At 71.3% G+C, this 25,225-nt stretch carries 25 protein-coding genes, 1 pseudogene and 1 riboswitch; of the genes and pseudogenes, 16 read left to right on the top strand and 10 right to left on the bottom strand.

From position 1 onward, the window contains the following. Positions 1-103 precede the first annotated feature (103 nt). Together cdgB and IG99_RS04845 are read left to right on the top strand one after the other, a co-directional pair. Positions 104-1,744, top strand: a complete 1,641-nt coding sequence (gene cdgB / locus IG99_RS04850) for a diguanylate cyclase CdgB (RefSeq protein WP_037670121.1) — start codon at positions 104-106, stop codon at positions 1,742-1,744. Between the two features lie 131 nt (positions 1,745-1,875). Continuing rightward, the gene (locus IG99_RS04845) at positions 1,876-2,835 is read left to right on the top strand and encodes a carbohydrate-binding protein (protein WP_037670119.1); all 960 of its coding nucleotides are present in this window, start codon (positions 1,876-1,878) and stop codon (positions 2,833-2,835) included. 3 nt (positions 2,836-2,838) lie between these two features. Here the strand turns inward: IG99_RS04845 and IG99_RS04840 are convergent, their stop codons facing one another. The 3 genes from IG99_RS04840 to IG99_RS04830 form a co-directional block, all read right to left on the bottom strand. Next, a complete protein-coding gene (locus tag IG99_RS04840) occupies positions 2,839-3,768 on the bottom strand; it encodes a 1-phosphofructokinase family hexose kinase (protein WP_037670251.1) in 930 nt (309 codons plus the stop codon). A 121-nt stretch (positions 3,769-3,889) separates the two neighbouring features. Then, positions 3,890-5,041 (bottom strand): N-acetylglucosamine-6-phosphate deacetylase, encoded by a 1,152-nt coding sequence (nagA, locus tag IG99_RS04835; protein WP_037670117.1) that lies wholly within the window; start codon positions 5,039-5,041, stop codon positions 3,890-3,892. Continuing rightward, positions 5,041-5,988 (bottom strand): ROK family protein, encoded by a 948-nt coding sequence (locus tag IG99_RS04830; RefSeq protein ID WP_037670115.1) that lies wholly within the window; start codon positions 5,986-5,988, stop codon positions 5,041-5,043. The genes nagA and IG99_RS04830 overlap by 1 nt, the downstream gene beginning before the upstream one ends. A gap of 106 nt (positions 5,989-6,094) precedes the next feature. Here IG99_RS04830 and IG99_RS04825 point away from each other — a divergent pair, with 106 nt between their 5' ends. The 3 genes from IG99_RS04825 to otsB are packed head-to-tail and all read left to right on the top strand — an operon-like array spanning position 6,095 to position 8,516. Beyond that, positions 6,095-7,360 carry an ABC transporter substrate-binding protein gene (locus IG99_RS04825; RefSeq protein ID WP_107055825.1) on the top strand — a complete coding sequence of 422 codons (1,266 nt, stop codon included), beginning with the start codon at positions 6,095-6,097 and terminating at the stop codon, positions 7,358-7,360. 44 nt (positions 7,361-7,404) lie between these two features. Continuing rightward, positions 7,405-7,632, top strand: a complete 228-nt coding sequence (locus IG99_RS04820) for a DUF3263 domain-containing protein (RefSeq protein ID WP_037670112.1) — start codon at positions 7,405-7,407, stop codon at positions 7,630-7,632. A gap of 23 nt (positions 7,633-7,655) precedes the next feature. Beyond that, positions 7,656-8,516 carry a trehalose-phosphatase gene (gene otsB, locus IG99_RS04815; protein WP_037670111.1) on the top strand — a complete coding sequence of 287 codons (861 nt, stop codon included), beginning with the start codon at positions 7,656-7,658 and terminating at the stop codon, positions 8,514-8,516. On the opposite strand, the gene IG99_RS04810 is transcribed toward otsB, so the two are convergent. Beyond that, positions 8,504-9,910, bottom strand: coding sequence for an alpha,alpha-trehalose-phosphate synthase (UDP-forming) (locus tag IG99_RS04810; protein WP_078947529.1), 1,407 nt, complete (start codon positions 9,908-9,910; stop codon positions 8,504-8,506). The two genes, otsB and IG99_RS04810, sit on opposite strands and share 13 nt — an antisense overlap. Positions 9,911-9,961: 51 nt before the next feature. Further along, the gene (locus tag IG99_RS04805; RefSeq protein WP_037670108.1) at positions 9,962-10,906 is read right to left on the bottom strand and encodes a glucosyl-3-phosphoglycerate synthase; all 945 of its coding nucleotides are present in this window, start codon (positions 10,904-10,906) and stop codon (positions 9,962-9,964) included. A 131-nt stretch (positions 10,907-11,037) separates the two neighbouring features. Next, positions 11,038-11,191, top strand: a riboswitch (SAM riboswitch). 17 nt (positions 11,192-11,208) lie between these two features. Between IG99_RS04805 and thrC the strand changes: the two genes are divergently transcribed. The 6 genes from thrC to IG99_RS04775 all read left to right on the top strand — a co-directional run bounded on the left by thrC (position 11,209) and on the right by IG99_RS04775 (position 18,319). Then, complete coding sequence (gene thrC, locus IG99_RS04800) at positions 11,209-12,492, top strand: threonine synthase (protein WP_037670106.1); 1,284 nt, start codon at positions 11,209-11,211, stop codon at positions 12,490-12,492. After that, entirely contained in the window at positions 12,489-12,764 is a 276-nt protein-coding gene (locus IG99_RS04795; RefSeq protein WP_037670105.1) for a ubiquitin-like small modifier protein 1, read from the top strand. Before thrC ends, IG99_RS04795 begins: the two co-directional genes overlap by 4 nt. Before the next feature lie 432 nt (positions 12,765-13,196). Continuing rightward, positions 13,197-13,403 carry a cold-shock protein gene (locus IG99_RS04790; RefSeq protein ID WP_007493268.1) on the top strand — a complete coding sequence of 69 codons (207 nt, stop codon included), beginning with the start codon at positions 13,197-13,199 and terminating at the stop codon, positions 13,401-13,403. A gap of 328 nt (positions 13,404-13,731) precedes the next feature. Next, positions 13,732-15,357, top strand: a complete 1,626-nt coding sequence (gene groL / locus IG99_RS04785; protein ID WP_037670102.1) for a chaperonin GroEL — start codon at positions 13,732-13,734, stop codon at positions 15,355-15,357. Positions 15,358-15,556: 199 nt separating this feature from the next. Continuing rightward, entirely contained in the window at positions 15,557-16,687 is a 1,131-nt protein-coding gene (locus IG99_RS04780) for an NADH:flavin oxidoreductase (protein ID WP_037670101.1), read from the top strand. 144 nt (positions 16,688-16,831) lie between these two features. Next, positions 16,832-18,319, top strand: a complete 1,488-nt coding sequence (locus IG99_RS04775) for an MFS transporter (RefSeq protein ID WP_037670100.1) — start codon at positions 16,832-16,834, stop codon at positions 18,317-18,319. 6 nt (positions 18,320-18,325) lie between these two features. On the opposite strand, the gene IG99_RS04770 is transcribed toward IG99_RS04775, so the two are convergent. Beyond that, on the bottom strand, positions 18,326-18,907 hold the full coding sequence (locus tag IG99_RS04770) for a hypothetical protein (protein ID WP_037670099.1): 582 nt from the start codon (positions 18,905-18,907) through the stop codon (positions 18,326-18,328). 193 nt (positions 18,908-19,100) lie between these two features. On the opposite strand from IG99_RS04770, the gene IG99_RS04765 reads away from it, so the two are divergent. Next, the gene (locus IG99_RS04765) at positions 19,101-19,706 is read left to right on the top strand and encodes a hypothetical protein (RefSeq protein ID WP_199815450.1); all 606 of its coding nucleotides are present in this window, start codon (positions 19,101-19,103) and stop codon (positions 19,704-19,706) included. Here the strand turns inward: IG99_RS04765 and murQ are convergent. Next, the gene (gene murQ / locus IG99_RS04760) at positions 19,703-20,665 is read right to left on the bottom strand and encodes an N-acetylmuramic acid 6-phosphate etherase (RefSeq protein ID WP_037670096.1); all 963 of its coding nucleotides are present in this window, start codon (positions 20,663-20,665) and stop codon (positions 19,703-19,705) included. The two genes, IG99_RS04765 and murQ, sit on opposite strands and share 4 nt — an antisense overlap. A gap of 23 nt (positions 20,666-20,688) precedes the next feature. Beyond that, positions 20,689-21,615: a MurR/RpiR family transcriptional regulator gene (locus IG99_RS04755; protein WP_078947528.1), complete on the bottom strand. Its 927-nt coding sequence runs from the start codon at positions 21,613-21,615 to the stop codon at positions 20,689-20,691. Positions 21,616-21,670: 55 nt separating this feature from the next. Here IG99_RS04755 and IG99_RS04750 point away from each other — a divergent pair, with 55 nt between their 5' ends. Together IG99_RS04750 and IG99_RS04745 are read left to right on the top strand one after the other, a co-directional pair. Further along, entirely contained in the window at positions 21,671-22,054 is a 384-nt protein-coding gene (locus tag IG99_RS04750; RefSeq protein WP_037670091.1) for a hypothetical protein, read from the top strand. After that, positions 22,051-22,338: a DUF4031 domain-containing protein gene (locus IG99_RS04745; protein ID WP_037670089.1), complete on the top strand. Its 288-nt coding sequence runs from the start codon at positions 22,051-22,053 to the stop codon at positions 22,336-22,338. Before IG99_RS04750 ends, IG99_RS04745 begins: the two co-directional genes overlap by 4 nt. A gap of 15 nt (positions 22,339-22,353) precedes the next feature. Here IG99_RS04745 and IG99_RS04740 read toward each other — a convergent pair whose 3' ends face one another. Together IG99_RS04740 and IG99_RS04735 are read right to left on the bottom strand one after the other, a co-directional pair. Then, positions 22,354-23,424: a GNAT family N-acetyltransferase gene (locus IG99_RS04740; RefSeq protein ID WP_107055824.1), complete on the bottom strand. Its 1,071-nt coding sequence runs from the start codon at positions 23,422-23,424 to the stop codon at positions 22,354-22,356. A gap of 28 nt (positions 23,425-23,452) precedes the next feature. Then, entirely contained in the window at positions 23,453-24,097 is a 645-nt protein-coding gene (locus tag IG99_RS04735) for an HD domain-containing protein (protein WP_037670087.1), read from the bottom strand. Between the two features lie 48 nt (positions 24,098-24,145). On the opposite strand from IG99_RS04735, the pseudogene IG99_RS04730 reads away from it, so the two are divergent. Both IG99_RS04730 and IG99_RS04725 read left to right on the top strand, forming a co-directional pair. Beyond that, positions 24,146-24,389 (top strand): annotated as a pseudogene (locus IG99_RS04730) (maleylpyruvate isomerase family mycothiol-dependent enzyme); the annotation flags it as partial. Between the two features lie 135 nt (positions 24,390-24,524). Then, positions 24,525-25,220 carry a copper homeostasis protein CutC gene (locus IG99_RS04725; RefSeq protein WP_037670083.1) on the top strand — a complete coding sequence of 232 codons (696 nt, stop codon included), beginning with the start codon at positions 24,525-24,527 and terminating at the stop codon, positions 25,218-25,220. Positions 25,221-25,225 lie beyond the last annotated feature (5 nt).

Genomic DNA, 25,225 nt, shown 5'->3' with positions numbered 1-25,225 from the left:
CCGAGTGGGGAGCGCGCTGTGATTCAGTGGCAGGGGAAGCTGCTAGGACGATACGCCGAAGAGAACCCTTGATTCGCTGCGAGGTCTCGGGGGGAGGGCGAGCATGGAGACCGAGTCGGAACCCTATGTCCGTCTTGCCGCCCTGCGACAACTGCACCAGGTCATGGCCGACATGAACACGGCGCGCAGCTTGGCCGACACACTGCAGACCGTCGCGGACGGCGTCGTCACCGCCCTCGGGTACGAGCTGGCGTGCGTCAACCTCGTACGCCCCGACGGCGACCTCGTGGTCGCCGCCTTCTCGGGCAACCCGGCCGCCGAGGCCCTCATCACCGGCCGCGTCGGCTCCCGCGAGTCCTGGGATCGCCGCCTGGCCATGGGTGAGAACTGGGGCGACCTGATTTTCATACCCCACACCGAGGGCTGGATCCTCGACGACGACGACGTCCCGCAGTGGTACACCGACGGGCCCGCGCCCCGCTTCGAGGACGAGTGGCACCCCTCCGACCGGCTCTTCGCGCCCATGTACACGCCCGCCGCGCCGGGCGGCGGCTCCTGCGGCGAGCTGATAGGCGTGCTCTCCGTGGACCGGCCGCGCAACGGGCGGCGCCCCGGCGCGTGGGGGCGCGAGGCGCTCCAGATGTACGCGTTCCAGGCGGCCATCGCGCTCAGCAACGCGCGTCTGCGTGCCAACATGCAGCGCGCCCTGGTCCGTCTCGAACGCGAGCAGCAGGCGCTGCGGGCCAGTGAGGAAAGCTTCCGGCAGGCCTTCGAGTACGCCCCCTCCGGCATGGCCATCGCCGAGATGGGCGGCGACCAGCACGGCCGGATCCTGCGCACCAACGACGCCCTGTGCCGCCTCATGGGCCGCCCGGCCTCCGCGCTGCGCCGCTACGCCTTCTCCGACCTCGTCCACCCCGAGGACATCGGCACCCTGCTGCGCACCTCCGCCGAGGGCGGCCGCGCCGAGCTGCGCCTGGGCCGCCGGGACGGCACCTACGTGTGGGTGTCCCTGCGCAACAGCGTCGTCGCCGACGCCGCCGACGGGCCCCGCTTCCTGCTCACGCACGTCGAGGACATAGAGGAGCGCAAGCGGCGCGAGCTGCAGCTCGCCCACCGCGCCTCCCACGACTCCCTCACCGGCCTGCCGAACTCCGCCGAGCTGCGCTCGCGGCTGTCCGCCCGCCTGTGCCGGCGTCCGCAGGCGGCGGACCCGGCGACGGTGGAGTCCCACGACGCGGCCTTCGGTCACCCCGCCTTCGACTTCCCGGCGAGCGTCCCGTCCTACGACGGCTACGACCACCATGTGCACACCGTCGCCCCCGAGGGTGAGCTGGACGACGGCACCAAGGGGCTCGCGGTGCTCTTCTGCGACCTCGACGGCTTCAAGTCGATCAACGACCGCTTCGGGCACAACGCGGGTGACGCGGTTCTCATCGAGGTCGCCCGGCGCCTGAGCAACCAGGTCCGCGACGGCGACACGGTCGCCCGGCTCGGCGGTGACGAGTTCGTGATCCTCGCGGACGGCCTCGGCCGCGCCGACGCCCAGGACCTCGCCGTACGCCTGCGCAACGAGATCATCCAGCCCATCCGCGCCGAGGGCCGGGCCGTCCGCGTGGGCGCCAGCTTCGGCATCGGCTGGGCACACTGTGGAATGACCGCGGACGAAGTGTTGAAGTCTGCTGACGAACGGATGTACGTCGAGAAACGATCTCGTCCCAAACAGCACAGACGCGCGGGATGATCACCAGGTCAGCGAGCTGATGCGATCCGGGTCACCCGTTTGGGGCACGTGGAGCGGGTAGGCTCGCCATTTGCCACACGTACACGAACGCGTACCGCATCCGCCCCGCACCTGTTGAGGAGTTCGAAAGGATGACGCCCGGCAACAACGGCGCGAACACGCCGGAGGACGACGATCCGTTCGGCTACCTCTACGCCGACGGTCAGGCCAACGGAGCCCAGCCGCCCTCCGGGGGCTACGGCTACCCGAACTCCGTCAACAGAGTCCGGTCGGTCGGCCAGCGCCAGTACGGGCAGCAGGCGCCGACCGCGCAGTACGGCCAGGCTCCCCAGCCGGCCGCTCCGCAGCAGGGCGCTTACGGCCAGCCGAACGCCGCCTACGCCGCCCCGGAGACGTTCCCCGGCGGCGCCCCGACCAGCCCGCAGCAGGCGTACGGCGGCGGTGGCGGCGGCCGGGGCCGCGGCCCCAACACCAAGGGCCTGCTGATCGGCGCGGTCGCGGTGGTCGCCGCCGTCGTGATCGGCATCGGCGTCGCCATGATGAACGGCGACGACGACAAGGACGACAAGACCGGCAACGCGGCCGCCTCGGCCCCCGCCCAGGGGCAGAGCTCCGAGCCCAGCCCGTCGAGCGGCAGCAGCAAGGGTGCCGACAGCGCGAAGGAACTGCCGAAGGTGGAAGCGAAGGCCCTGCGCCTCGGCGGCAGCGCCGCCCTCGCCTCCGACGTCAAGGGCGCCCAGTCCGATGGCGGCGTCTACGTGAACCTCAACCAGGTCGGTAACTCCGTCACCTGGAGCGCCGACGGCATCCCGTCGGCGGGCGATTACACGCTGTTCGCGCACTACAGCACGGTCGACGAGGACCAGTCGATGACGCTCACCGTCAACGGCAAGAAGTTCGGCACCCCGATGCCCCTGAAGAACTACACGCACACGAATGACGGTGACTTCGAGAAGGGCTGGACGACCACCTACGCCTGGCCCACGCTCACCAAGGGCACCAACACGTTCACGCTCTCCTGCGAGAACGGCGACAAGTGCAACGTGCTCCTCGACAAGCTGTACCTGAAGAAGGGCCGGGTCAAGGGCTAGGCCCTACGCGGCGGTGACCTCCCCGGTCACCGCCACCCGCCCCAGCAGTTCCTCGTACGCCGCCCGGTCGAACTCGCCCGCCACCGGTGACAGCACCGTCGCCACCGACAGGGCGGTCGCTCGGGCCAGGCGGTCCGGCCAGGGGAGGTTCTCCACGAGGCCCGACAGCAGGCCCGCGACCACCGAGTCCCCGGCGCCCGTGGGGTTGCCGCGGACGCGGGCGGGGGGCCGGGCGCGCCAGCGGCCCTCCGGGGCCGACGCGAGCAGGCCCTCGAAACCAAGCGAGGCGACCACGGACCCGGCCCCCCGCCGACGGGCGTCCCGGGTGGCGCGCAACGGCTCGTGGGAGCCGGTCAGCTCGGCGAGTTCCTCGGCGTTGGGCTTGACGATGTCCGGGCGGGCGGCGACTCCCCGGCGCAGCGGCTCACCGCCGGTGTCCAGCAGGACCGGCACGTGCGCGGCGCGGGCGGTACGCACCAGACCCGCGTAGGCACCCACCGGCACCCCCGGCGGCAGGCTGCCGCACAGGGCCACCGCCGAGGCGGAGGGGACCAGGTCCTCGTAGGCCTCCTGGAAGGCGGACCACTCGGTGGGCGTGACGGGCGGCCCGGGCTCGTTGAGCTGGGTCGTTTCGCCGGTCCGCTCGTCCACGACCGCGATCGTGCGCCGCGTCGACCCGGCCACCCGCACCAGCGCGTCGCTCACCCCGGGCACCCCCGCGAGCTGTTCCCGGACCACCCGCCCGGTGGCACCGCCCACGAACCCGGTGACCGTCACCTCGTGTCCGAGGGCCGCCAGTACGCGGGCCACGTTCAGGCCCTTGCCGCCGGGCCGCTCGACGACCTCGGTGACCCGGTGCGAGCCGTGCGGCCGCAGCACCGGCACGCGATAGGTGATGTCGAGAGCGGTGTTCAGCGTGACTGTGAGGATCACCGGGCCGCCGACCTCCCCCGAGTGCATGTGTCTGCCATCTGTCCGAAGGCACGATCATGCCAAAGAGACGGCGCCCGGCCCAGAGCGGGCGCCGGCCGCCGCCCCTGGACGGGCGGACGTATCAGCCCAGTTGCGGATCGACCACCCAGCTGCCCTGACGCATCACACCCCGGAGCTCGAAGTCCGCGTCCAGCAGCACCAGATCGGCGTCCTTGCCGGGCTCCAGGGAGCCGATGCGGTCGTAGCGGCCCAGCAGGCGGGCCGGGTTGACGCTCAGGGCGGTCACGGTGTCCTCGACCGAGATCCCGTCGACGGTCACCGCCCGCCGGAACGCGCGGTCCTGCGTCAGTGTCGAGCCCGCGATCGTGCCGCCCTCCACCAGCCGTGCCACGCCCTCGCTGACCTCGACCTCCAGCGGGCCGAGCTTGTAGTGCCCGTCGCCGATGCCGGCCGCGTCCATCGCGTCGGTGATGAACGCCACCCGCCCCGCGCCCGCGTGATGGAACGCCAGCTGGAGCGAGGCCGGGTGCAGATGCGTACCGTCGTTGATGAGTTCGACGGTGACGCGCTCGTCCTCCAGGAGGGCCGCGACCGGGCCGGGGGCGCGGTGGCCGAGCGTGGGCATCGCGTTGAACAGGTGCGTGGCGACCGTCGCGCCCGCGTCGATGGCCTCCACCGTCTGCTCGTACGTCGCGTCCGTGTGGCCGACCGCCGCGATCACCCCGTGCTCGACCAGCAGCCGTACCGAGTCGATGCCGCCCGGCAGTTCGGTGGCCAGCGTCATCATCACCGCCCGGCCGCGTGCCGCGTCGACCAGCTTGCGCACCTCCGCCGGGTCGGGGTCGCGCAGCAGTTCCTCGGAGTGCGCGCCCTTGCGGCAGGGGGAGATGAACGGCCCCTCGAAGTGGACGCCGGCCAGGTCGCCCTGCTCGGCCAGCTCCGAGAGCAGCCCGGCCTGCTTGCCCAGGACGTCCATGTCGTCGGTGACGGTGGAGGCGACGAGTGTGGTGGTGCCGTGCAGCCGGTGGGCGTGGACGGCCGTCAACGCGTCCTCCGCCGAGCCGGAGAAGGACGCGCCGCCGCCGCCGTGGTTGTGCAGGTCGACGAAGCCGGGGACCAGCCAGTGCCCGCTGACGTCGATGACCTCCGTGTTCTCGGGGTTCTCGGGAGCGCGCTCCGCGATGCGCGTGCCCGCCACGATCAGGCGGCCGTCCGGGACGATTCCGGTGGGCATGACCACCTGGGCACCGGCGAGAACCTTGGTCAGGGCCATCAGGTGGTTACCTCCGCGGGAGTCGTAGGGGTGTTCAGGAGATCCCAGGCGAGGAGCCCCGCGCCCAGGCATCCGGCGGTGTCGCCCAGGGCCGCGGGCACGATCGACGGCAGTTTCTGGAAGGTGACCCGCCGCCGGACGGCGTCCCGCAGCGGTGTGAACAAGGTTTCCCCGGCCTCGGCGAGGCCGCCACCGATGACGAGCGTGCGCGGGTCCAGCAGGGTGAGCGCGGTGACCAGGCCGTCGGCGAGCGCGTCCACGGCCTCCTGCCACACCCGTACGGCGTCCGGGTCGCCGGCCGCGACGGCCTTCGCGCAGTCCGCCGCGTCCGCGTCCGGGCCGCCACCGGCCGCGGCCCACGCCTCGCTCACCGCCGCCGCCGAGGCGAAGCGCTCCAGACAGCCGCGCTGCCCGCAGGGACAGGGGGCGCCGCCGGGTCGTACGACGATGTGACCGATCTCGCCCGCGAAGCCGTGTGCGCCCGCCTCCACCCGGCCGTCGACGCCGATGGCGCCCGCGATGCCGGTGCCGAGAGCGACGAACAGGAAGCGGTCGGCGCCCCGGCCCGCGCCGACGCGGCCCTCGGCGAGGCCGCCGGTGCGCACGTCGTGTCCGAGGGCGACGGGGATACCGCCCAGCTCGGCGCTGATCAGCTCGCGCAGCGGGACGTCACGCCACCCGAGGTTGGCCGCGTAGGCGGCGACGCCCCGGGCCTCGTCGACGATGCCGGGAACGGCGACGCCGGCGGCGGCCGCGGGCTCGCCGAGGTGCCGGGCGCCGTACGCGTGCAGCTCGGCGGCGAAGTCGAGGATCCCGGCGACGACCGCGTCCGGGCCGCGCTCGCGGCCGGTGGCCCGGCGTGCCCGGTGCAGCAGTTGGCCGTCCGGCCCGGCCAGGGCGGCCTTCATCCCGGTGCCGCCCACGTCGAGGGCGATGACATGTCTCACGGGAACAGTGTGACCCGCCGACCCACAAGAGGTCTAGTCCACTTACGTGGTGTAGACCTTATGATTCACTTATTGAACGGCGAGACAGCAGGGTTGGGGCAAGGCAGTGCAGCGGCGCAGGACAGGAACGATCGCGGTGATCTCCGCACTGGGTATGACGGCGGCCCTCGGCGGCTGCGGTCTGACCGGAGGCTCCGACGACGTCACCCTGAGACTCGTCGCCGCCGACTACGGCAACAGCGCGGGCAACAGCTCCAAGAAGTACTGGGGCTCCCTGGTCAAGGAGTACGAGAAGCAGCACCCGGACGTGAACGTCGAGGTCAGCGTCTACTCCTGGAGCGACGTCGACCGCAAGGTCAAGGAGATGGTCGCCGCCGGCGACGCCCCTGACATGGCACAGATCGGCTCCTACGCGGACTACGCCGACAAGGGCCTGCTCTACAAGGCCGGCGACGTGCTCTCCATCCCCACCCAGGCCGACTTCGCCTCCCAGCTCGTCGCCGCGGGTCAGGTGCACGGCATCCAGTACGGCATGCCGTTCGCGGCCTCCACCCGGCTGCTCTTCTACAACAAGACCCTCTTCGACAAGGCCGGCCTCACCCCGCCGAAGACCTGGGACGACCTCGCTTCCGACGCGGCCGCCCTCAAGGCGGAGGGCGTGAAGTACCCGTACGCGCTGCCGCTCGGGCCCGAGGAGGCTCAGGCGGAGACCATGCAGTGGCTGCTCAGCGGCGGGGGCGGCTACACCGAGACCGTCGGCACCTACAGCCTCGACTCCGCGCAGAACGTCGACACCTTCGCCTGGCTGAAGGACCAGCTCGTCGGCAAGGGCCTGACCGGACCGGTCGCGCCCGGCAAGCTCAACCGGGCCGACGCGTTCAACGCGTTCGCCTCCGGAGACGTCGGCATGCTGAACGGCCACCCCTCGCTGATGAAGGCCGCCGCGGCCCAGGGCGTGAAGTTCGGCATGGTGCCGATGCCCGGCAGGGACGGCGCGAGCAAGGCGACGATGGGCGTCGCCGACTGGATGACCGCGTTCAAGAAGAACGACCACCGTGACCAGATCGGGGACTTCCTCGACTTCGTCTACGACAAGCAGAACGTGCTCAACTTCTCCCGCACGTACGACCTGCTCCCCGTCACCCGGTCCGCGTCGACGGCGATGGCCGCGGCCGACGAGGACAAGGACCTGCGGCCCTTCCTCGCGGAACTCCCGCTCTCCGAGCTCTACCCCGTCGCCAAGACGTCGTGGGCGGAGGTCAGCGCGGACATCAAGCAGCGGATAGGCCAGGCCGTCACCTCGGGCGGCAGCCCCGCCAACGTCCTCAGCCGCCTCCAGGCGACGGCGAGCGCGGCGGACAGCGGTCAGTAGTCGCTGATGGATGGATGTCAGTGGCCGGGGCTACGGTTGCCCGCATGACCGACCTCGGCCGCCGCGAACAGGACATCCTCGCCCTGGAACGCCGGGGCTTCTCCGGCCCCGGCGCCAAGGAACGCGCCATCCGCGAGGAGCTGGGCCTCGCCCCCGTCCGCTACTACCAGCTCCTCAACGCCCTCCTGGACGACACGCGTGCGCTGGCTCACGACCCGGTGACGGTGAACCGTCTTCGGCGGATACGGGAGGGAAAGCGGGCGGAGCGCTGAAGAACACTCGGTAAGGTCGCCGTATGGGCAGCCACGACAAGGACTTCAGCGAAGCCATCACCCCTGTCCCCACCCCCACCACGCGAGCCGGACGTGACGGGCTGGCCGCGATCCTCGCGCGCCCCCGCCGGGCGGTCGTCGCGCTCGACTTCGACGGCACGCTCGCGCCGATCGTCGCCGACCCGGAGCAGGCCAGGGCCCACCCGGACGCGGTGGCCGCGCTCACCGCGCTCGCACCCCGGATCGCGGCCGTCACGGTCATCACCGGCCGGCCGGCCGAGGTGGCCGTACGGCACGGCGGATTCGCCGGGGTCACCGGGCTGGAACACCTCGTCGTCCTCGGCCACTACGGCGCCGAACGCTGGGAGGGCGGCACCCTCACCGCCCCCGACCCGCACCCCGGAGTCGCCGCCGTCCGGGCCGAACTGCCGGACGCCATCGAGCGGGCCGGCGCCTCCCACGGCACCTGGGTCGAGGAGAAGGGCCGGGCCGTCGCCGTGCACACCCGGCGCGCCGAGGACCCGCAGGCCGCCTTCGACGCCCTGCGCCAACCGCTCACCGACCTCGCCGCCCGCCACGGACTGATCGTCGAGCCGGGCCGCATGGTCCTCGAACTCCGCCCGCCCGGCATGGACAAGGGTGTGGCCCTCCTCGAACACCTCCGCGACACCGGCGCCGAGGCCGTCCTGTACGCCGGCGACGACCTCGGCGACCTCCCCGCCTTCGCCGCCGTCGAGAAACTCCGCTCCGACGGCGTCCCCGGCCTGCTCGTGTGCAGCGGCAGCAGCGAAGTCACCGAACTGGCCGAACGCGCCGACCTCGTCGTCGACGGTCCGGCAGGGGTCGTACGGCTGCTGCGGGCGCTGGCCGATCAGCTGGGCTGAATCTCCCGCAGCGCGTGCAGCTGATCCAGGAACCACCGGGTCGGAGGCAGCGCGGTCGCCGCGGCCACCAGTCGCTTCGTCCGCTCGGCCCGCTCCTCCGGCTTCATGGACAGCGCCTCGTGCAGGGCGCGGGCCGTCTCCAGCACGTCGTACGGGTTCACGACGAGCGCGTCCTCGCCCAGCTCCCAGTACGCCCCCGCCTCACGTGACAGCACCAGCGCGCAGCCCTCGTCGGAGACGACCGGGACCTCCTTCGCGACGAGGTTCATGCCGTCCCGGATGGGGTTGACCAGGGCCACGTCCGCGAGGCGGTAGGCGGCCAGGGAGCGGGCGAAGTCGTCCTTGAGGTTCAGCAGCACCGGGGTCCAGCCGGGTGTGCCGTACCGCTCGTTGATCTCCTCCGACAGCCGGCTCACCTCCGCCGTGTATTCCCGGTAGACGGCCAGGTCCTGGCGGGAGGGGTAGGCGAAGGCGACATGGACGACCCGCTCGCGCCACTCGGGATGGTCGTCGAGCAGCTGGCGGTAGGCGAGCAGTCCGCGCACGATGTTCTTCGACAGTTCGGTGCGGTCGACCCGGACGATCGCCTTGCGGCCCTCCCCGCCGATCTCCTCGCGCAGGGCGGTGATCCGCTCCTCCACGTCGTCCCGGTGCGAGCGCTCACGCAGGAACTCGGCGTCGGCGCCCAGCCCGTGCACCCCGAGGTGCGTTCCCCCGAGGCCTCCGGCGAACTCCGTACAGCACGCCGTGAAGGCGTCCGCCCAGCGCTGCGTGAGGAAGCCCAGGCGGTCCGCGCCGAGCATGCCCCGCAGCAGCTGCTCCCGGATGTCCGAGGGCAGCAGCCCGAAGTAGTCCACCGGCGCCCACGGCGTGTGCGAGAAGTGCCCGATGCGCAGGTCGGGGCGGAGTTCGCGGAGCATGCCGGGAACGAGACAGAGGTGATAGTCCTGCACCAGGACCGCCGCGCCCTCGGCCGCCTCCTCCGCCAGCGCATCGGCGAACGCCCGGTTGTACGCCTCGTACGACGCCCACTGGCGCCGGAACTCCGTGCCGAAGGCCGGCTCCAGCGGGGTCAGGTACAGCATGTGGTGGACGAACCAGAGCACGGAGTTGGCGATGCCGTTGTAGGCGTCGGAGTGCACGTCCGCCGGGATGTCCAGCATCCGTACGCCCTTCTCGCCCACCCCGCGCCGGATCGCCTCCCGGTCGCCGTCGGACAGCGCCGAGCACACCCACAGCGCGCCGGCGTCCGGGTCGATGGCCGACAGACCGGACACGACTCCGCCGCCACCCCGTTTGGCGTGGAGCGAGCCGTCCTCGCGCACCTCGTACGAGACCGGGCCGCGGTTGGACGCGACCAGCACCTGAGCAGCAGCGTCGTGCGTGGAAGCCATACGCCTCAACCTAGCCCGGTCTGTAAACGCTCAAACGTGCGATCGCGCGTGTTACGCCACCTTGCGGGCGGCGTACTCCGCGATCTCCACCATAGGCGGCCGCTCCTCCGTGTCCAAGGAGTACGTACGCGGCTCGAACCCGTCCGCACCCCGCTCGAACTGGGTGAGGGACGGACGGACGAGGTGCCCGCGGGCCAGCCTCAGCTGCGCGGTGCGGTAGATCGCGGCGGCCATCCGGCCCAGTGCCAGCCCGTCCTGATGGCGGTGCTTGCGCACCCCGACGTCGACCTGGGCGAGGGCGTCGAGCCCGACCAGGTGCAGGGAGTCGACCAGCATGCCCAGCTCCACGCCGTAGCCGACCGGGAAGGGCAACTGCTCCAGCAGGGACCGGCGGGCCGCGTACTCACCGCCGAGCGGCTGCACGAACCCGGCCAGCTGCGGCCAGTGCATGTTCAGCAACGGGCGGGCCATGAGCTCCGTCACCCGGCCGCCCTGTCCGGCGGCACCGGCAAGCGGGCGGTCGTACATCCCCTTGACGAGATCGACGTCCGGGTCGGTCAGCAGCGGGCCCACGATCCCGGAGACGAAGTCGGAGGAGAACTCCTTCAGGTCGGCGTCGATGAAACAGACGATGTCCCCCTCGGTCACCAGCAGCGAGCGCCACAGCACCTCGCCCTTGCCGGGGACGGCCGGGATCCGGGGGAGTATGGCGTCGCGGTGGACGACCCGGGCGCCCGCGGCGGCGGCCACCTCGGAGGTGCGGTCGGTGGACCCCGAGTCGACGACGACGACCTCGTCGACCAGCGGGACCTGCTGCATCAGGTCGTGACGGATCACGGCGACGATGTCGCCGACCGTCTCCTCCTCGTTGAGCGCGGGCAGCACGACACTGACCAACTGGCCCGTGCGCTGTTTGGCGGCCAGGATCCGGTGGAGCGGGCGATCGGTCACGGACCAGGAGCGGGTCCTCAGCCAGCGCTCGACTTCTTCCAGCACAGTCTGCGGCTCCTCACGGTTGTCTCGCGGTTCGGACGACTATCTCAACTGTCCTGGCCTTCGGTTACAGTCTTGAACAACGCTGGTGACCATCGCATGTCGCGGGTCATGCGCGTTCCACAACCACATACCGCTCATCCAGAGGGGCAGAGGGACACGGCCCGTTGAAGCCCCGGCAACCCTCCAGCCGGTTCTCGTAGATCACTGTCGATCGCAGCGAGGCTCCCGGCTAGGGAAGGTGCCAAATCCGTCTCACGGCGAGATGCGTCGTGAGGAAGATGAGGAGAAAGGGCCTCGCCTCCATGGCTGCGCAGACTGCTGCAAGCACCACCGACTCCACTGTAGACCTCGGCCCCGCCGCCGCTCTGAGCTGCCGCGAGTGCGGTCACCGCGTACCGCTCGGCCCGGTCTTCGCGTGCGAGGAGTGTTTCGGCCCGCTCGAGATCGCCTACGACTTCTCCTCGTACGACACCGAGGAGCTCCGCAAGCGCATCGAGGCGGGACCCGCGAACATCTGGCGCTACGCCCCGCTGCTGCCCGTGCCGGCCGACGTGGCGGACAAGCCGAACATCAACCCCGGCTGGACCCAGCTCGTCAAGGCGGACAACCTCGCCCGTGAGCTCGGTGTCACCGGCGGGCTGTACGTGAAGGACGACTCCGGCAACCCGACGCACTCGTTCAAGGACCGTGTCGTCGCCCAGGCCCTGGAGGCCGCCCGCGCCTTCGGCTTCACCACGCTCTCCTGCTCCTCCACCGGCAACCTGGCCGGCGCCGTCGGCGCCGCGGCCGCCCGCGCCGGTTTCCGCTCGTGCGTGTTCATCCCGCACGACCTGGAGCAGGGCAAGGTCGTCATGGCCGCGGTCTACGGCGGCGAGCTCGTCGGCATCGAGGGCAACTACGACGACGTGAACCGCTTCTGCTCGGAGCTGATCGGCGACCCGGCCGGCGAGGGCTGGGGCTTCGTCAACGTCAACCTGCGGCCGTACTACGCGGAGGGCTCCAAGACCCTGGCGTACGAGATCTGCGAGCAGCTCGGCTGGCGGCTCCCGGACCAGCTGGTGGTGCCGATCGCCTCCGGCTCGCAGCTGACGAAGATCGACAAGGGGCTCCAGGAGCTGATCAAGCTCGGCCTGGTCGAGGACAAGCCGTACAAGATCTTCGGTGCGCAGGCCGAGGGCTGCTCGCCGGTGTCCGTCGCCTACAAGGCGGGCCACGACGTCGTCCGGCCGCAGAAGCCGAACACCATCGCCAAGTCGCTCGCCATCGGCAACCCGGCGGACGGGCCGTACGTCCTCGACATCGCGCGCCGGACGGGCGGTGCGGTGGAGGACGTCAACGACGAGCAGGTCGTCGACGCGATCAAGCTGCTCGCCCGGACGGAGGGCATCTTCGCGGAGACCGCCGGTGGCGTGACCGTGGGTGTGACGCGCAAGCTGATCGAGAACGGGCTGCTGGACCCGGCCCTGACCACGGTCGTCCTCAACACCGGTGACGGCCTGAAGACCCTCGACGCGGTGGCCGGCACCGGCCTCACCGCCACCATTCGCCCCAACCTGGACTCCTTCCGAGAGGCTGGCCTCGCATGAGCGTGACCGTCCGCATCCCCACCATCCTGCGCACCTACACCGGCGGGCAGGCCGAGGTCGCCGCCGACGGCGCGACCCTCGGCGAAGTCATCGCCGACCTGGAGAAGAACCACACGGGCATCGCGGCCCGCGTTCTCGACGACCAGGGCAAGCTGCGCCGCTTCGTCAACGTGTACGTCAACGACGACGACGTCCGCTTCGAGCAGGGGCTGGAGACGGCCACCCCGGACGGTGCCGGAGTCTCCATCATTCCGGCGGTCGCCGGAGGCTGATCATTACCATCGGTAACGGCAGTTACCGTGAGTTCATCGAATTGCCCCCTCCGTGAGAGAAGCGGAGGGGGCAATTCTGTGTGGTTGAGCGCGGTACAGTTGGGGAAGGCGCTGTTTTTCGCGTACCGAGCGCCTTTCTTTTACGGCTCCACATGCGATGAGAAGTAGCCAAAGTGTGTGGTTCTTTTGCGCCATTTGCTCCTTTTGTGGAGCCCGACTTGCCCTGAGTTCTGCTGAATTCTCGGTAAATTCCCGACCGGCCATGCCCGGATTTCTCGTCCGATTGACCTGTTGCAGACGGCAGTTGGACAGATACATTCGGCCGCGGTCGACGCGTTCCGGCGCACGCCCCCAACCAAAGCGGGGGGTGAGGTCTGACCCGGATCCGCGAAGTGTGGATCTGTGCAAGGGCCAGTAATAGGGGAGTTAGGCATGGCTCAGGGCACCGTCAAGTGGTTCAACGCGGAGAAGGGGTACGGCTTCATCGCGGTCGACGGTGGTGCGGATGTATTCGTCCACTACAGTGCGATCCAGATGGACGGATACCGCACCCTGGAAGAGGGTCAGCGGGTCGATTTCGAGATCTCGCAGGGCCAGAAGGGGCCGCAGGCGGACATGGTCCGACTCGCGACCGGCTGAAGCACGCGCCGACGCAGCGTCGTTCTTCTGAACATCTTTGAAGGGCTCGTACCTCCCGGGGTGCGAGCCCTTCGGTCTGCCCGGACGCTCCGTCGGCAGTCGTGGCATCCGGCGTTCACCTGCGGATCCGGGGGAGGCGCTTGCACTCGGCAGGGGCGAGTGCTAATCATTGCGTTAGCACTCTGAAGGTGAGAGTGACAACGAAGGACCGGGTCGGTGAGGCCCGCAAGCCGGGTGGGGCAAGGAACCACGAGGCAGGCGAGCCGTCCGTCGCGGGCGCGGGCGCGGTCCGAAGGAATCACCCCCAGTCCTGGAGGGACCACTTCACATGGCCAAGATCATCGCGTTCGACGAGGAGGCGCGGCGCGGCCTCGAGCGCGGCATGAACCAGCTCGCGGACGCCGTCAAGGTGACGCTCGGCCCCAAGGGCCGCAACGTCGTCCTCGAGAAGAAGTGGGGCGCCCCCACGATCACCAACGATGGTGTCTCCATCGCCAAGGAGATCGAGCTCGAGGACCCGTACGAGAAGATCGGCGCCGAGCTGGTCAAGGAAGTCGCCAAGAAGACGGACGACGTCGCCGGTGACGGTACGACCACCGCGACCGTTCTCGCCCAGGCGCTGGTCCGCGAGGGCCTGCGCAACGTCGCCGCCGGCGCCAACCCGATGGCTCTGAAGCGCGGTATCGAGAAGGCCGTCGAGGCCGTCTCCGGTGCCCTGCTCGAGCAGGCGAAGGATGTCGAGACCAAGGAGCAGATCGCCTCCACGGCCTCCATCTCCGCCGCCGACACCCAGATCGGCGAGCTCATCGCCGAGGCCATGGACAAGGTCGGCAAGGAAGGCGTCATCACCGTCGAGGAGTCGCAGACCTTCGGTCTGGAGCTCGAGCTCACCGAGGGCATGCGCTTCGACAAGGGCTACATCTCGGCGTACTTCGCGACCGACATGGAGCGTATGGAGGCCGTCCTCGACGACCCGTACATCCTGATCGCGAACTCCAAGATCGCCAACGTCAAGGACCTGCTCCCGCTCCTGGAGAAGGTCATGCAGTCGGGCAAGCCGCTGCTGATCATCGCCGAGGACGTCGAGGGCGAGGCCCTGTCGACCCTGGTCGTCAACAAGATCCGCGGCACCTTCAAGTCCGTCGCCGTCAAGGCCCCGGGCTTCGGCGACCGCCGCAAGGCCATGCTGAACGACATCGCCATCCTCACCGGCGGCGAGGTCATCTCCGAGGAGGTCGGTCTCAAGCTCGAGAACACCTCCCTGGACCTCCTCGGCAAGGCCCGCAAGGTCGTCATCACCAAGGACGAGACCACGATCGTCGACGGTGCCGGCTCCTCGGACCAGGTGCAGGGCCGTGTGAACCAGATCCGCGCCGAGATCGAGAACAGCGACTCGGACTACGACCGCGAGAAGCTGCAGGAGCGCCTGGCGAAGCTCGCCGGCGGTGTCGCGGTCATCAAGGCCGGAGCCGCCACCGAGGTGGAGCTCAAGGAGCGCAAGCACCGCATCGAGGACGCCGTCCGCAACGCGAAGGCCGCCGTCGAGGAGGGCATCGTCGCCGGTGGTGGCGTGGCGCTCATCCAGGCGTCCTCCGTCTTCGAGAAGCTGGACCTCGAGGGTGACGAGGCGACCGGCGCCAACGCCGTGAAGCTCGCGCTGGAGGCCCCGCTGAAGCAGATCGCCGTCAACGGTGGTCTCGAGGGCGGCGTCGTCGTGGAGAAGGTCCGCAACCTCCAGGTCGGCCACGGCCTGAACGCCGCGACCGGTGAGTACGTCGACATGATCGCCGAGGGCATCATCGACCCGGCGAAGGTGACCCGTTCCGCGCTGCAGAACGCCGCCTCCATCGCCGCGCTCTTCCTCACCACCGAGGCCGTCATCGCCGACAAGCCGGAGAAGGCGGGCGCTGCCCCGGCCGGCGGCGGCATGCCGGGCGGTGACATGGACTTCTGATCCTCCCCGAGGATCGGAACCGTCCTTTCCGTGCCGAGGGCGGCACTCCCTGGAGACAGGGGGTGCCGCCCTCGGGCGTGTTCGGGATCACAGGGGTTTCCGGCGCCCGCCGGGATGGACACGGCGGGCGGAGTGGTTGACGTGGAAGATCACTTTATTGCATGTGCACATACCAGTTGGTCCCCAGGAGGAACCCCGCGTGACCATCCCCCAGAACCCCGCCTCCCGTGCCGCCGAGATCCTCTCCCGGCCGGTCTCCGTCAACGGGCTGACCCTCCGCAACCGCATCGCCATGGCGCCGATGACCCGGATGTTCTCCCCTGGCGGCATCCCCGGCGAGGACGTGCGCTCCTACTACGCCCGCCGGGCCGCCGCGGGCGTCGGTCTGATCGTCACCGAGGGCACCTACGTCGGCCACGACTCCGCCGGTGAGAGCGACAGCGTCCCCCGCTTCCACGGCGAGGAGCAGCTCGCGGGCTGGGCCAAGGTGGCCGAGGACGTGCACGCGGCCGGCGGCGCGATCGTGCCCCAGCTGTGGCACATCGGCATGGTCCGCAAGCAGGGCTCGCCGCCCGTCGCCGACGCCCCTGCCGTCGGCCCCTCCGGCGTGCGCACCGACGGCACCGAGGGCACCGGCAAGGCGATGACCCAGCGCGACCTCGACGACGTCATCGGCGCGTTCGCCGAGGCCGCCGCGGCCGCCGAGCGCATCGGCTTCGACGGCGTCGAGCTGCACGGCGCCCACGGCTACCTCATCGACCAGTTCCTCTGGTCCGGCACCAACCGCCGCACCGACGCCTACGGCGGCGACCCCGTCGCCCGTAGCAAGTTCGCCGCCGAGATCGTCGCCGCCGTGCGCGAGACGGTCTCGCCGGAGTTCCCCGTCATCTTCCGCTACTCCCAGTGGAAGCAGGACGCCTACGACGCCCGGCTCGCCGAGACCCCGGAGGAGCTGGAGGCCATCCTGACCCCGCTCGCCGCGGCCGGCGTCGACGCCTTCCACGCCTCCACCCGCCGCTACTGGGTCCCCGAGTTCGACGACTCCGACCTCAACCTCGCGGGCTGGACCAAGAAGCTCACCGGCAAGCAGGCCATCACCGTCGGCTCCGTCGGCCTCGACGGCGGCGACTTCCTGCACTCCTTCGCGGGCGAGGGCGCCACGCCGGGCAGCCTCGACAACCTCCTGGACCGCCTGGAGCGCGACGAGTTCGACCTGGTGGCCGTGGGCCGCGCCCTGCTCCAGGACCCGCAGTGGGCGGCGAAGGTCCTCGACGGCCGTCTGGACGAGCTGACGGCGTACGAGGCGTCGGCGCTGAAGACGCTGAGCTGAGCCGAGCCGATCCTGTAGGGGCCGGGGTGCCGTGGCACCCCGGCCTTCGGCGTTTCTGGAGGCCTTGATCACTTGGTTAAGTCAAGCAAGTGACTTAAGGTTGCCTCGGTCAAGTACACGGACCATCCCCGACGGAGGCCCTCCATGCCCGACGCTCCTGCCCGCCCCACCGAGGCCGGGGGAACATCCGCCCCGCCCCGGCCGAACACGGTGGTGGCGGTCCTCGCCTTCGCCGGAATCGTCGTCTCGCTGATGCAGACGCTGGTCATCCCGATCGTCCCCGAGCTGCCGAAGCTGCTGGGCGCCTCCGCGTCGGACACCGCGTGGGCGGTCACGGCCACCCTGCTGGCGGCCGCCGTCGCCACTCCCGTCATGGGCCGCCTCGGTGACATGTACGGCAAGCGCCGCATGCTGCTGGTCAGCATCGCCCTGCTGGTCGCCGGCTCGGTCACGGCCGCCCTCAGCGACACCCTGACCCCGATGATCATCGGCCGTGTCCTCCAGGGCCTGGCCTCCGGCGTCATCCCGCTCGGCATCAGCATCATGCGCGACGAACTGCCCGCCGAACGGCTCGGCTCGGCCACCGCCCTGATGAGCGCCAGCCTCGGCGTCGGCGGCGCCCTCGGCCTCCCCGCCGCCGCGCTCATCGCGGAGAACTTCGACTGGCACGTCCTCTTCTGGACCTCGGCCTGCCTCGGTGTCGTCGCCGCCGTGCTCGTCGGCCTCTTCGTACCCGAGTCCCAGGTCCGCACCGGCGGCCGCTTCGACCTGGTGGGTGCCGTCGGCATGGCGACCGGCCTGGTCTGCCTGCTGCTCGCGATCTCCAAGGGCGCCGACTGGGGATGGACCGGCGGCACCACGCTCGGCCTGTTCGCCGCCGCCGTCGTCGTGCTCCTGGTGTGGGGCTGGTGGGAACTGCGGGTCCAGGCCCCGCTGGTGGACCTGCGCACCACCGCCCGGCGCCAGGTCCTCGTCACCAACCTCGCCTCGATCGCCGTGGGCTTCGCGATGTTCGCGATGTCCCTGGTGCTTCCCCAGCTGCTCCAGCTGCCCGCCGCGACCGGCTACGGTCTCGGCAGGTCCATGCTGGCCGCCGGTCTGGTCATGGCCCCGTCCGGCCTGGTCATGATGGCCACCGCCCCCGTCTCCGCCGCCGTCTCCAAGGCCAAGGGCCCCAAGGTGACGCTGATGATCGGCGCGGTGATCGTCGCCGCCGGGTACCTCATCAACATCGCGCTCATGTCGGAGGTCTGGCACTTCGTCCTGGTGTCCTGCGTCATCGGCGCCGGTATCGGCTTCACGTACGGCTCGATGCCCGCGCTGATCATGGGCGCGGTACCGGCGTCGGAGACGGCCGCAGCGAACAGCCTCAACACCCTCATGCGGTCCATCGGCACGTCGTCCGCCAGCGCCATCGCCGGTGTGATCCTCGCTCAGATGACCACGGAGTTCGGCGGCTTCGCCCTCCCCTCGAAGGACGGCTTCCGCACCGTCCTCGCGATCGGCGCGGGCGCGGCCCTGCTGGCCTTCGCGGTGGCGTCGTTCATCCCGCGCCAGCGGACGGCCGGAGGGCCGGGGACGCCCGTGGCGGGGGAGCCGGCGGAGCCGGGGACGCGGGCGGTGAAGGCGTAGCCGGACTCAGAGGTTCCCCATCGGCTCGATGTCCACCTGCACGGGCGTACCCCACACCCGCAGCACCTCGTAGTCGGTGAACTCGTGCACGAGCCGGTACGCCATCGCGGGCCGCGACCCGCGTCGCTGGGCGGCGATGTACAGCTCGGCCTCGCGCCGGTCCCGGCGTGGCGTACCGCACAGCTGCCACTCCCGCCCGTTCCACAGCTCCGGCAGCCAGCGCTGCTGGGGCCGGGGGCGGTCGGCGCTGGTGCCATAACGGGACGGCGAGGGGGTGGGCGCCTCGGCGGGCCGGGACTGCGGCCCGTACGCCCCGTTGAACTCCGACCGCCGGGCGGCCCGGCGCCGCGTCTCGCACAGCAGGCACAGGTCGGGGGCGGCCTCGTCGACGGGCCCGTTGGGGTGCTCGGCGCACCTCGTACTGGGCGCGGCACCGGCAACGCTCTCGTCCAGCAGATCCAGCGCCCGCCGCAGATCCGCCTTGACCTCGTGCAGCTTGGCGTCCGGCGTGTCGCCGGTCAGGGCCTCCCCGTGTTCCCCCAGCAGACGCAGGGCACGGCCGAGGGCGGTGAGCTGGGCGTGGTTCATGTCAGTCGGCGCAGTCCTTGAGATTCTCGGTGTCGAGCCGACGCCCACGGGGCGGGCGCTCGACGCTGGCCCCCCAAGGGTAGGCCGGGGACTGCTGGTGGTGGCTGTCCCGGTCCCCGGGGTGACGTACCGTCCGAGTGGACGCAGGCGTGGGCGCGACGAATGGCGGTGCGGGGACATGGATGGTCACGGGGTGGGGGTCTTGGAGGACGAAGTGGTGGCGGGTGAGGGGAGCAAAGCGCTCAACTCCCTGTTCTGGGCGCTCCTTCTCCCCGTCGCCCTCGTCCTTGCCGCAGCCGTCGGACAGTGGGTCACCTGGGTCGGGGTCGTGCTCATGCTGGCGGTCGTGGCCGGTGCCGCATGGGTGGTCGGGGGACGCTGGCATCGGGGCGGGGCCGCCGCGGTCGTCTGTTTCGCGGGGTTCGGGCTGACGTTGTTCGCGGGGCCCGCTGTTCAGGAGGGGTATATGCAGACAGTCGGCCGGCCCGTCGCCGCCGTCGTCACCGGCGTCGTGGATCGGGATCAGCGGCGGGGGCCCGACATGTACTGCACGGTGCGTGAGGTCGGGGGCGGGAGGGCGACGTACGAGGTGTCCCAGCAGGAGAACTGCTTCGGGCAGGCCAAGGTCGGGGACCGGGTGGAGATTCGTGAGGATCCGCTCGGGTTGCTCGACCCCCGGCTCCCGGACGGGCCGGAGCAGGAGAACACCACTGAGATCACCCTCGCCTGCGGCGCCGGTCTGACCCTCGTCGTCGGCGCCGTCACCTTCTACGGCGGGCTGCGGCGTCGTAGCGGCTAGTCGCGTGGCGGCTGGTACGTCGCCGTCGCCAGGGCCGCGCGCAGCCGGCCGCCGGACTCCTGCAGCAGGCGGGCAGCCGTCGGGCCGTCCACGTCGGCCAGCAGCGTCAGGATCGCGTTCTTCACCTCGCCGTCCGTGGCCGCCAGCGCCGCCTCGACCTCCTCGTCCGCGGCACCCGTCGCGAGGGCGACGATACGGCGGGAGCGGGCGCGCAGCTTGTCGTTGGAGGCGCGTACGTCGACCATCAGATTCCCGTACGTCTTGCCCAGGCGGATCATCGTGATCGTCGAGACCATGTTGAGCACCAGCTTCTGTGCCGTGCCCGCCTTCAGCCGGGTGGAGCCGGTGAGCAGTTCGGGGCCGACGACGACCTCGATGCCGTGCTCGGCGGCCGCGGCGAGCGCGCTGTCCGCGTTGCAGGACAGCCCGATGGTCAGGGCGCCCCGGGCCCGGGCGTGCTCCACGGCGCCGATGGCGTACGGGGTGCGGCCGGAGGCGGAGACGCCGATCACCGTGTCGTCGGCGCTCAGCGCGAGCGCGTCGAGGTCCGCCTCCGCCAACTCCCTCGCGTCCTCAGCGCCCTCCACGGACGTGACCATGGCGTCGGGGCCGCCCGCGATGAGGCCGACGACCTGGCCGGGCAGCGTGTTGAAGGTCGGGGGGCACTCCGACGCGTCCAGGACCCCCAGCCGCCCCGCCGTCCCGGCACCGGCGTAGACCAGCCGGCCGCCCCGCGCCATCCGTTCCGCCACGGCGTCGATCGCCGCGGCGATGTCCGGCAGCCGCTCGGCGACGGCGGCGGGCACGCCGGTGTCCTCGGCGTTCATGAGACGGGCGATGTCGAGCGTCGGGAGCTGGTCGATGTCCGCGAGCTCCGGGCGGAAGGCCTCGGTGGTGAGCGAGGCCAACTCGGCGCGGAGGTCACGGGAATGGCCGGAGGAGGGGAACGGGGAGGTCATGGCCCGGGCCTTTCTCGGAGGACTTACCGCCGCTGCCTGTGCCGGTGGGCCAGCGCCTCGTAGGACGCTGCCAGCGCCGGGCCCGCGGTCTCGTACGTTCGTTGTGCCACCCCCACGAACAGGCAGTCCACGACCAACAGCTGACTGGTCCGCGACGACATCGCCGCGGGACGCAGCTCGCTCTCCCGGGCCGTGGAGGTGGTGAGGATGTGGTCGGCGTACTGGGTGACGGGGCCGTTCGGGCGTCCGGTGATCGCGACGGTCGTCGCGCCGTGTTCGAAGGCGACCCGGAGTGGCTCGATCACGTCGCCGGTCGAACCGGAGTGGGTGATCGCTATCGCCACGTCACCCGACCGCAGCTGCACCGCGTTGGTGACGGCGAGATGCGGATCGGTGTGCGCGTGGGCTATGAGCCCTATCCGCAGCAGCTTTTGGGCGAGGTCCTGGGCGACGAGCCCGGACGCCCCGATGCCGTACACGTCGATGCGGCGCGCGCCCGCCGCCGCGGTGACCGCCGCGCCGAGCTGCGTGGTGTCGAGTCCGGCCGCGGTGTCGGCGAGGGTCTGCTGTTCGTCGTGGGCCAACTTCGCGACGACTTCGGCGAGGGGGTCGTCGACCGAGATGTCCGTGGTGAGGGCGGGGGCGCGGCCGGACTGCTGCTGGGCGGCGAGGCCGGCGAGGGCGAGGCGGAGGTCGCGGTAGCCGGGGTAGCCGAGGAGGCGGGCGGTGCGGACGACGGTGGCCTCGCTGGTGCCGGTGCGTTCGGCGAGGCCGGTGACCGTGAGGGCGGCGCAGCCGGCCGGGTCCTTCGCGACGGCCTCGGCGACGCGCTGCATGGAGCGGGTCATGGAGGGGGCGAGGGTGCGCACCTTGGCCGCGAGGACGGCGGGGGCGGGCGGCGCGCCTCCCGGTTGACCGGTTCCGAAAATTTCCTTCATGTCACGGCTCACATCTGAAAGATATTTTCGGACCCGTGTTCTGGTCAAGAGTGCGCACAATGGGTGCATGGATCCCATCAGCCCCCTGGAGCAGGCGTTGCACGCGGCACGCGCCCTGGTGCTCTCCGATCTCGCCGCGGGTGAGGTGGCCGCGGCGGACGTCGTGTCCATGGTCGAGGACTCGGTCGTGCAGCGGCGCTGGTGGGTCGAGCAGTGGCCGGACGGTGTGGCGTACGTCGCCGGGCTGGTCGCCCAGGACGTGCAGGACGCGCTCCTCGAGAAGTACGGCCGCTGGCCGCTGTGCCCCGTCTGCGGCTCCGGCGATCCGCACGCCCTGGACGTCGAACCGGAACTCGGGCCCGATCCGCACTGGGTGTGTCACAAGGCGGGCGTGAAGGTCGCCGCGGTCGGTGGCCTGGGGTCGGCGACGGGCGGGGCGCCGTCCTCGTGACCGTCTACATCGATCCGCCGACCTGGCCGGGCCACGGACGGTTGTGGTCCCACCTCGTCAGCGATGTCTCGTACGACGAACTGCACCTGTTCGCCGCGGAGATGGGTGTGCCCCGGCGGGCCTTCGAGCGCGACCACTACGACATCCCGGCCCACCACTACGCGGACGCCGTGCGTGCGGGGGCGGTGGAGGTGAGCAGCCGCGAGGTGGTGCGGCTGCTGCTGGGAGCGGGGCTGCGCAGGAGGCGGCGCGGCGATCGGCCCGGTCGGCCGCGCAGTTCGTAGCAGGCTCCGGCCCGGTCAGCCGCGCCGTTCGTAGACGACCTCGTCCTCGTTGTCCCCCGGCTCGCCGGCCTCGACGAAGCCGGCGCGGGAGACCACTGCCCGTGAGGGTGTGTTGTCGTGGTCGATCACCGCGATGAGCGCCGTCACCTCGTCGCGTGCCAGTGCCCGGTCGGAGAGGGCGCGCAGGGCCTCGGTGGCGTAGCCGTGGCCGCGGGCGTCCTCGGAGAGGTCGTAGCCGACCTCGGCGCGGCCCTCCTCGGGGGTGCCGTGGAAGCCCATGCAGCCGACCGCGCGGCCGTCCTCCCGCCGGACCAGGACGAACACACCCCACTCCGGGCGGTGCACGCCCGCCTCGTACGCCTTCAGCAGCATCCCGGCGGCCTCGCGGGTGCCCTGGAACGGCCCGCTGTCGACCCAGTCGAAGCCGCCGTCGCCGCCCGCGCCGAGGTCGGCGGCGGCCGCGGGGGTCACGCCCTGGAGGGTGAGGCGTTCGGTGGGGATGACGAGGTTGTGGTTCCCGTGCCAGTCGGTGACCGGGGCGCGGTCGGGCAGGTCGCCGCGGCCGGTGGCCCACAGCAGCGTGCGCCAGTGGTCGGTGTCGGGCCGGACGTGCGGGAAGATCCGGGTGAGGACGAACTCCGGGAGTTCGGCGGACGGTTCGTAGGTCAGGCCGAGGCCCTCGGCGATGTCGTGGGTGTGCAGCAGGACCTCGGCGACCCCCATCGCGGCGAAGCCGTCGCGGTTGGCGCTGCCGAAGGGGTAGGGGTGGAAGGCGCGTACGTCGTCCGGAGTGGTGCGGATGACGGCGCAGAGCAGGCGCTGCGTGGTCTCGACCGCTCGCAGCAGCTCTCCGTTGGCCGCGTCGTCGAGGGGCAGCGCGAAGGGGACGTACCGCTCCCGCGCGCGTGCCGCCAGCTGACCGGAGTAGCGCATGAGGGCCTCGGCCATGTGCAGCGCCGTCCGCCGGCAACTCCACTCCAGCCGACCCGCTCCGGTGCCCTCCCAGTCCCGGTCCTCCGCCGTCCGCAGCAGCGCCACGCAGCTCGCCACGGCTTCTTCCAAGCGTTCGGCACCCATGTCTCGCATGGGCCCGAGCGTAAGCACCGCCACGCCCTCAGGTCGACAGCATTTCCAGCTCGCCGCGCAGGTTGTGGCGCGCTGTCGCCTCCCACTTCTCCTCGCCGTACGGCGTCCTGAACAGCCGGGGCAGGGCGAGGAGTTGGCGCAGGATGTCCGAGCGGCCGGCGCGGAAGGCGTCGTTCGGGACGAAGTGGTACTCCTCGCGGACGGCGGTCGTGTAGGCGGCGTACGCGGACGGCGGCGCCGCGAGGATCGCGAGGTCGGCGTCGCACAGCACCTGCCCGTCGCGGTCGTCGTCGGCCGGGGCGTGGGTGACGGTGAGGCGGACCAGACGGGCCACCTCGGCGGTCTCGGTGTCGGGCAGCCCGGCCTCGGGCAGGGCGCGTTCGGCGAGGCGGGCGGAGCGCTCCTCGTTCTCGGAGCGGTCCGGGAGGTAGACGGCGTCGTGGAACCAGGCGGCCAGCCGTACGACGTCCGGGTCGTCGGCGTGCTTCTCCAGTACGTCGACGTGGTCGAGGACCGCGGTGAGGTGCGCGAGCGTGTGGTAGCGGCGCTGTGGCTCCTGCCAGCGGGTGAGCAGGTTGTCGGCGTAGGGGAGGGGGTCGGGACCGGCGGCCGGCCCGCGGGCTCCTTCCAGGGCCCGGGTGAAACGGGTGCGCAGGACGTCGAGATCGGCCATGCCCCCATTCTCCCGTCTGACCTCCCGGCGCGTCCTGGCGTGGGGCCCGTGACGACGACGGATGCGCACGACGTGCGTGACCCCGAACTGCTCGGAAGGCTGCTGGTGATCGAGCGGGACGTCTTGGTGCCGCTGCTGCGGGCCCGGCCCGACGCGGACTTCGCCCTGCCGCTCGCCGCGTGTCCCGGCTGGACGGTGCGGGATGTGGTGGCGCTGGACGGTGCGGGATGTGGTGGCGCACTGTCCGGCCGCGCTGATGCGGGTGGTGGAGGGCCGGTCGCTTTCGGGAGTACGCGGGCGCGGGGTTTTTTCTGAGGGCGACGGTCGAAGAGGCAGGAGGCGGGGGTGGCGGGTCCGGGGGCGTAGGCTGGGCGCAATTGGACTAGACCTGTAGTGCCTGAACTGAGCCCGAGACGAATGGGGTCCCATGAGCAAGCGTGCAGTCCTGGAGGTGATCGCCCTCGACGTCGAGGACGCCGTCGCCGCCCAGGCCGGGGGCGCGGACCGCCTCGAACTGGTCACCGACATGGCGGCCGACGGGCTCACCCCGTCACCCCGGACCGTGGCCGGCGTCCGCGCCGCCGTGGACATCGCGCCCCGCGTGATGCTGCGACTCGCGGACGGGTTCGCCGCGGGGGACGTCGACCGGCTGGCCGGGGTCGCCGGAGAACTGCGCGATGCCGGGGCCGAGGAGTTCGTGCTCGGGTTCCTCGACGCGGACGGCGGAGTGGACCTGGCCGCGGTGGAGCGGGTCGTCGGCGTGCTCGACGGGTGCCCCTGGACCTTCCACCGGGCGATCGACCGGGCCGCCGACCGGGACGCCCTCCGCAAGCAACTGGACGGGCTCCCCGGCCTGGACACCTACCTCACCGCGGGCGCGGCCACCGGCGTCGACGACGGGCTCCCCACGCTGCTGACGGAGGCGGCGAGGCAGGGGGAGCCCGGCTACGAACAGCGCATCCTGGTCGGCGGCGGCCTCCGCCTCGACCATGTCCCGCCCCTCCTCGCCGCCGGCGTCGACGCCTTCCACATCGGCGGCGCGGCCCGCCCCGACGGCTGGGCGGGACCGGTCTCGGCGGCGGCGGTGGCGCAGTGGCGGAGGGTTCTGGACGCGTCTCGGTAGCCGGA

This window comes from Streptomyces griseus subsp. griseus (assembly GCF_000720255.1).
Taxonomy (GTDB): Bacteria; Actinomycetota; Actinomycetes; order Streptomycetales; family Streptomycetaceae; genus Streptomyces; species Streptomyces griseus_I.
Note: the sequence above shows the minus strand (reverse complement) of the source record. Positions and strands in the feature narration are given on the sequence as shown.

Excerpts from the sequence above, each read along its gene's own strand:
- cdgB (WP_037670121.1), top strand. The coding sequence starts at position 104 with ATGGAGACCGAGTCGGAACCCTATGTCCGTCTTGCCGCCCTGCGACAA.
- IG99_RS04845 (WP_037670119.1), top strand. The coding sequence starts at position 1,876 with ATGACGCCCGGCAACAACGGCGCGAACACGCCGGAGGACGACGATCCG.
- nagA (WP_037670117.1), bottom strand. The coding sequence starts at position 5,041 with ATGGCCCTGACCAAGGTTCTCGCCGGTGCCCAGGTGGTCATGCCCACC.
- IG99_RS04820 (WP_037670112.1), top strand. The coding sequence starts at position 7,405 with ATGACCGACCTCGGCCGCCGCGAACAGGACATCCTCGCCCTGGAACGC.
- otsB (WP_037670111.1), top strand. The coding sequence starts at position 7,656 with ATGGGCAGCCACGACAAGGACTTCAGCGAAGCCATCACCCCTGTCCCC.
- IG99_RS04810 (WP_078947529.1), bottom strand. The coding sequence starts at position 9,910 with ATGGCTTCCACGCACGACGCTGCTGCTCAGGTGCTGGTCGCGTCCAAC.
- thrC (WP_037670106.1), top strand. The coding sequence starts at position 11,209 with ATGGCTGCGCAGACTGCTGCAAGCACCACCGACTCCACTGTAGACCTC.
- IG99_RS04795 (WP_037670105.1), top strand. The coding sequence starts at position 12,489 with ATGAGCGTGACCGTCCGCATCCCCACCATCCTGCGCACCTACACCGGC.
- IG99_RS04790 (WP_007493268.1), top strand. The coding sequence starts at position 13,197 with ATGGCTCAGGGCACCGTCAAGTGGTTCAACGCGGAGAAGGGGTACGGC.
- groL (WP_037670102.1), top strand. The coding sequence starts at position 13,732 with ATGGCCAAGATCATCGCGTTCGACGAGGAGGCGCGGCGCGGCCTCGAG.
- IG99_RS04775 (WP_037670100.1), top strand. The coding sequence starts at position 16,832 with ATGCCCGACGCTCCTGCCCGCCCCACCGAGGCCGGGGGAACATCCGCC.
- IG99_RS04770 (WP_037670099.1), bottom strand. The coding sequence starts at position 18,907 with ATGAACCACGCCCAGCTCACCGCCCTCGGCCGTGCCCTGCGTCTGCTG.
- murQ (WP_037670096.1), bottom strand. The coding sequence starts at position 20,665 with ATGACCTCCCCGTTCCCCTCCTCCGGCCATTCCCGTGACCTCCGCGCC.
- IG99_RS04750 (WP_037670091.1), top strand. The coding sequence starts at position 21,671 with ATGGATCCCATCAGCCCCCTGGAGCAGGCGTTGCACGCGGCACGCGCC.
- IG99_RS04740 (WP_107055824.1), bottom strand. The coding sequence starts at position 23,424 with ATGCGAGACATGGGTGCCGAACGCTTGGAAGAAGCCGTGGCGAGCTGC.
- IG99_RS04735 (WP_037670087.1), bottom strand. The coding sequence starts at position 24,097 with ATGGCCGATCTCGACGTCCTGCGCACCCGTTTCACCCGGGCCCTGGAA.
- IG99_RS04725 (WP_037670083.1), top strand. The coding sequence starts at position 24,525 with ATGAGCAAGCGTGCAGTCCTGGAGGTGATCGCCCTCGACGTCGAGGAC.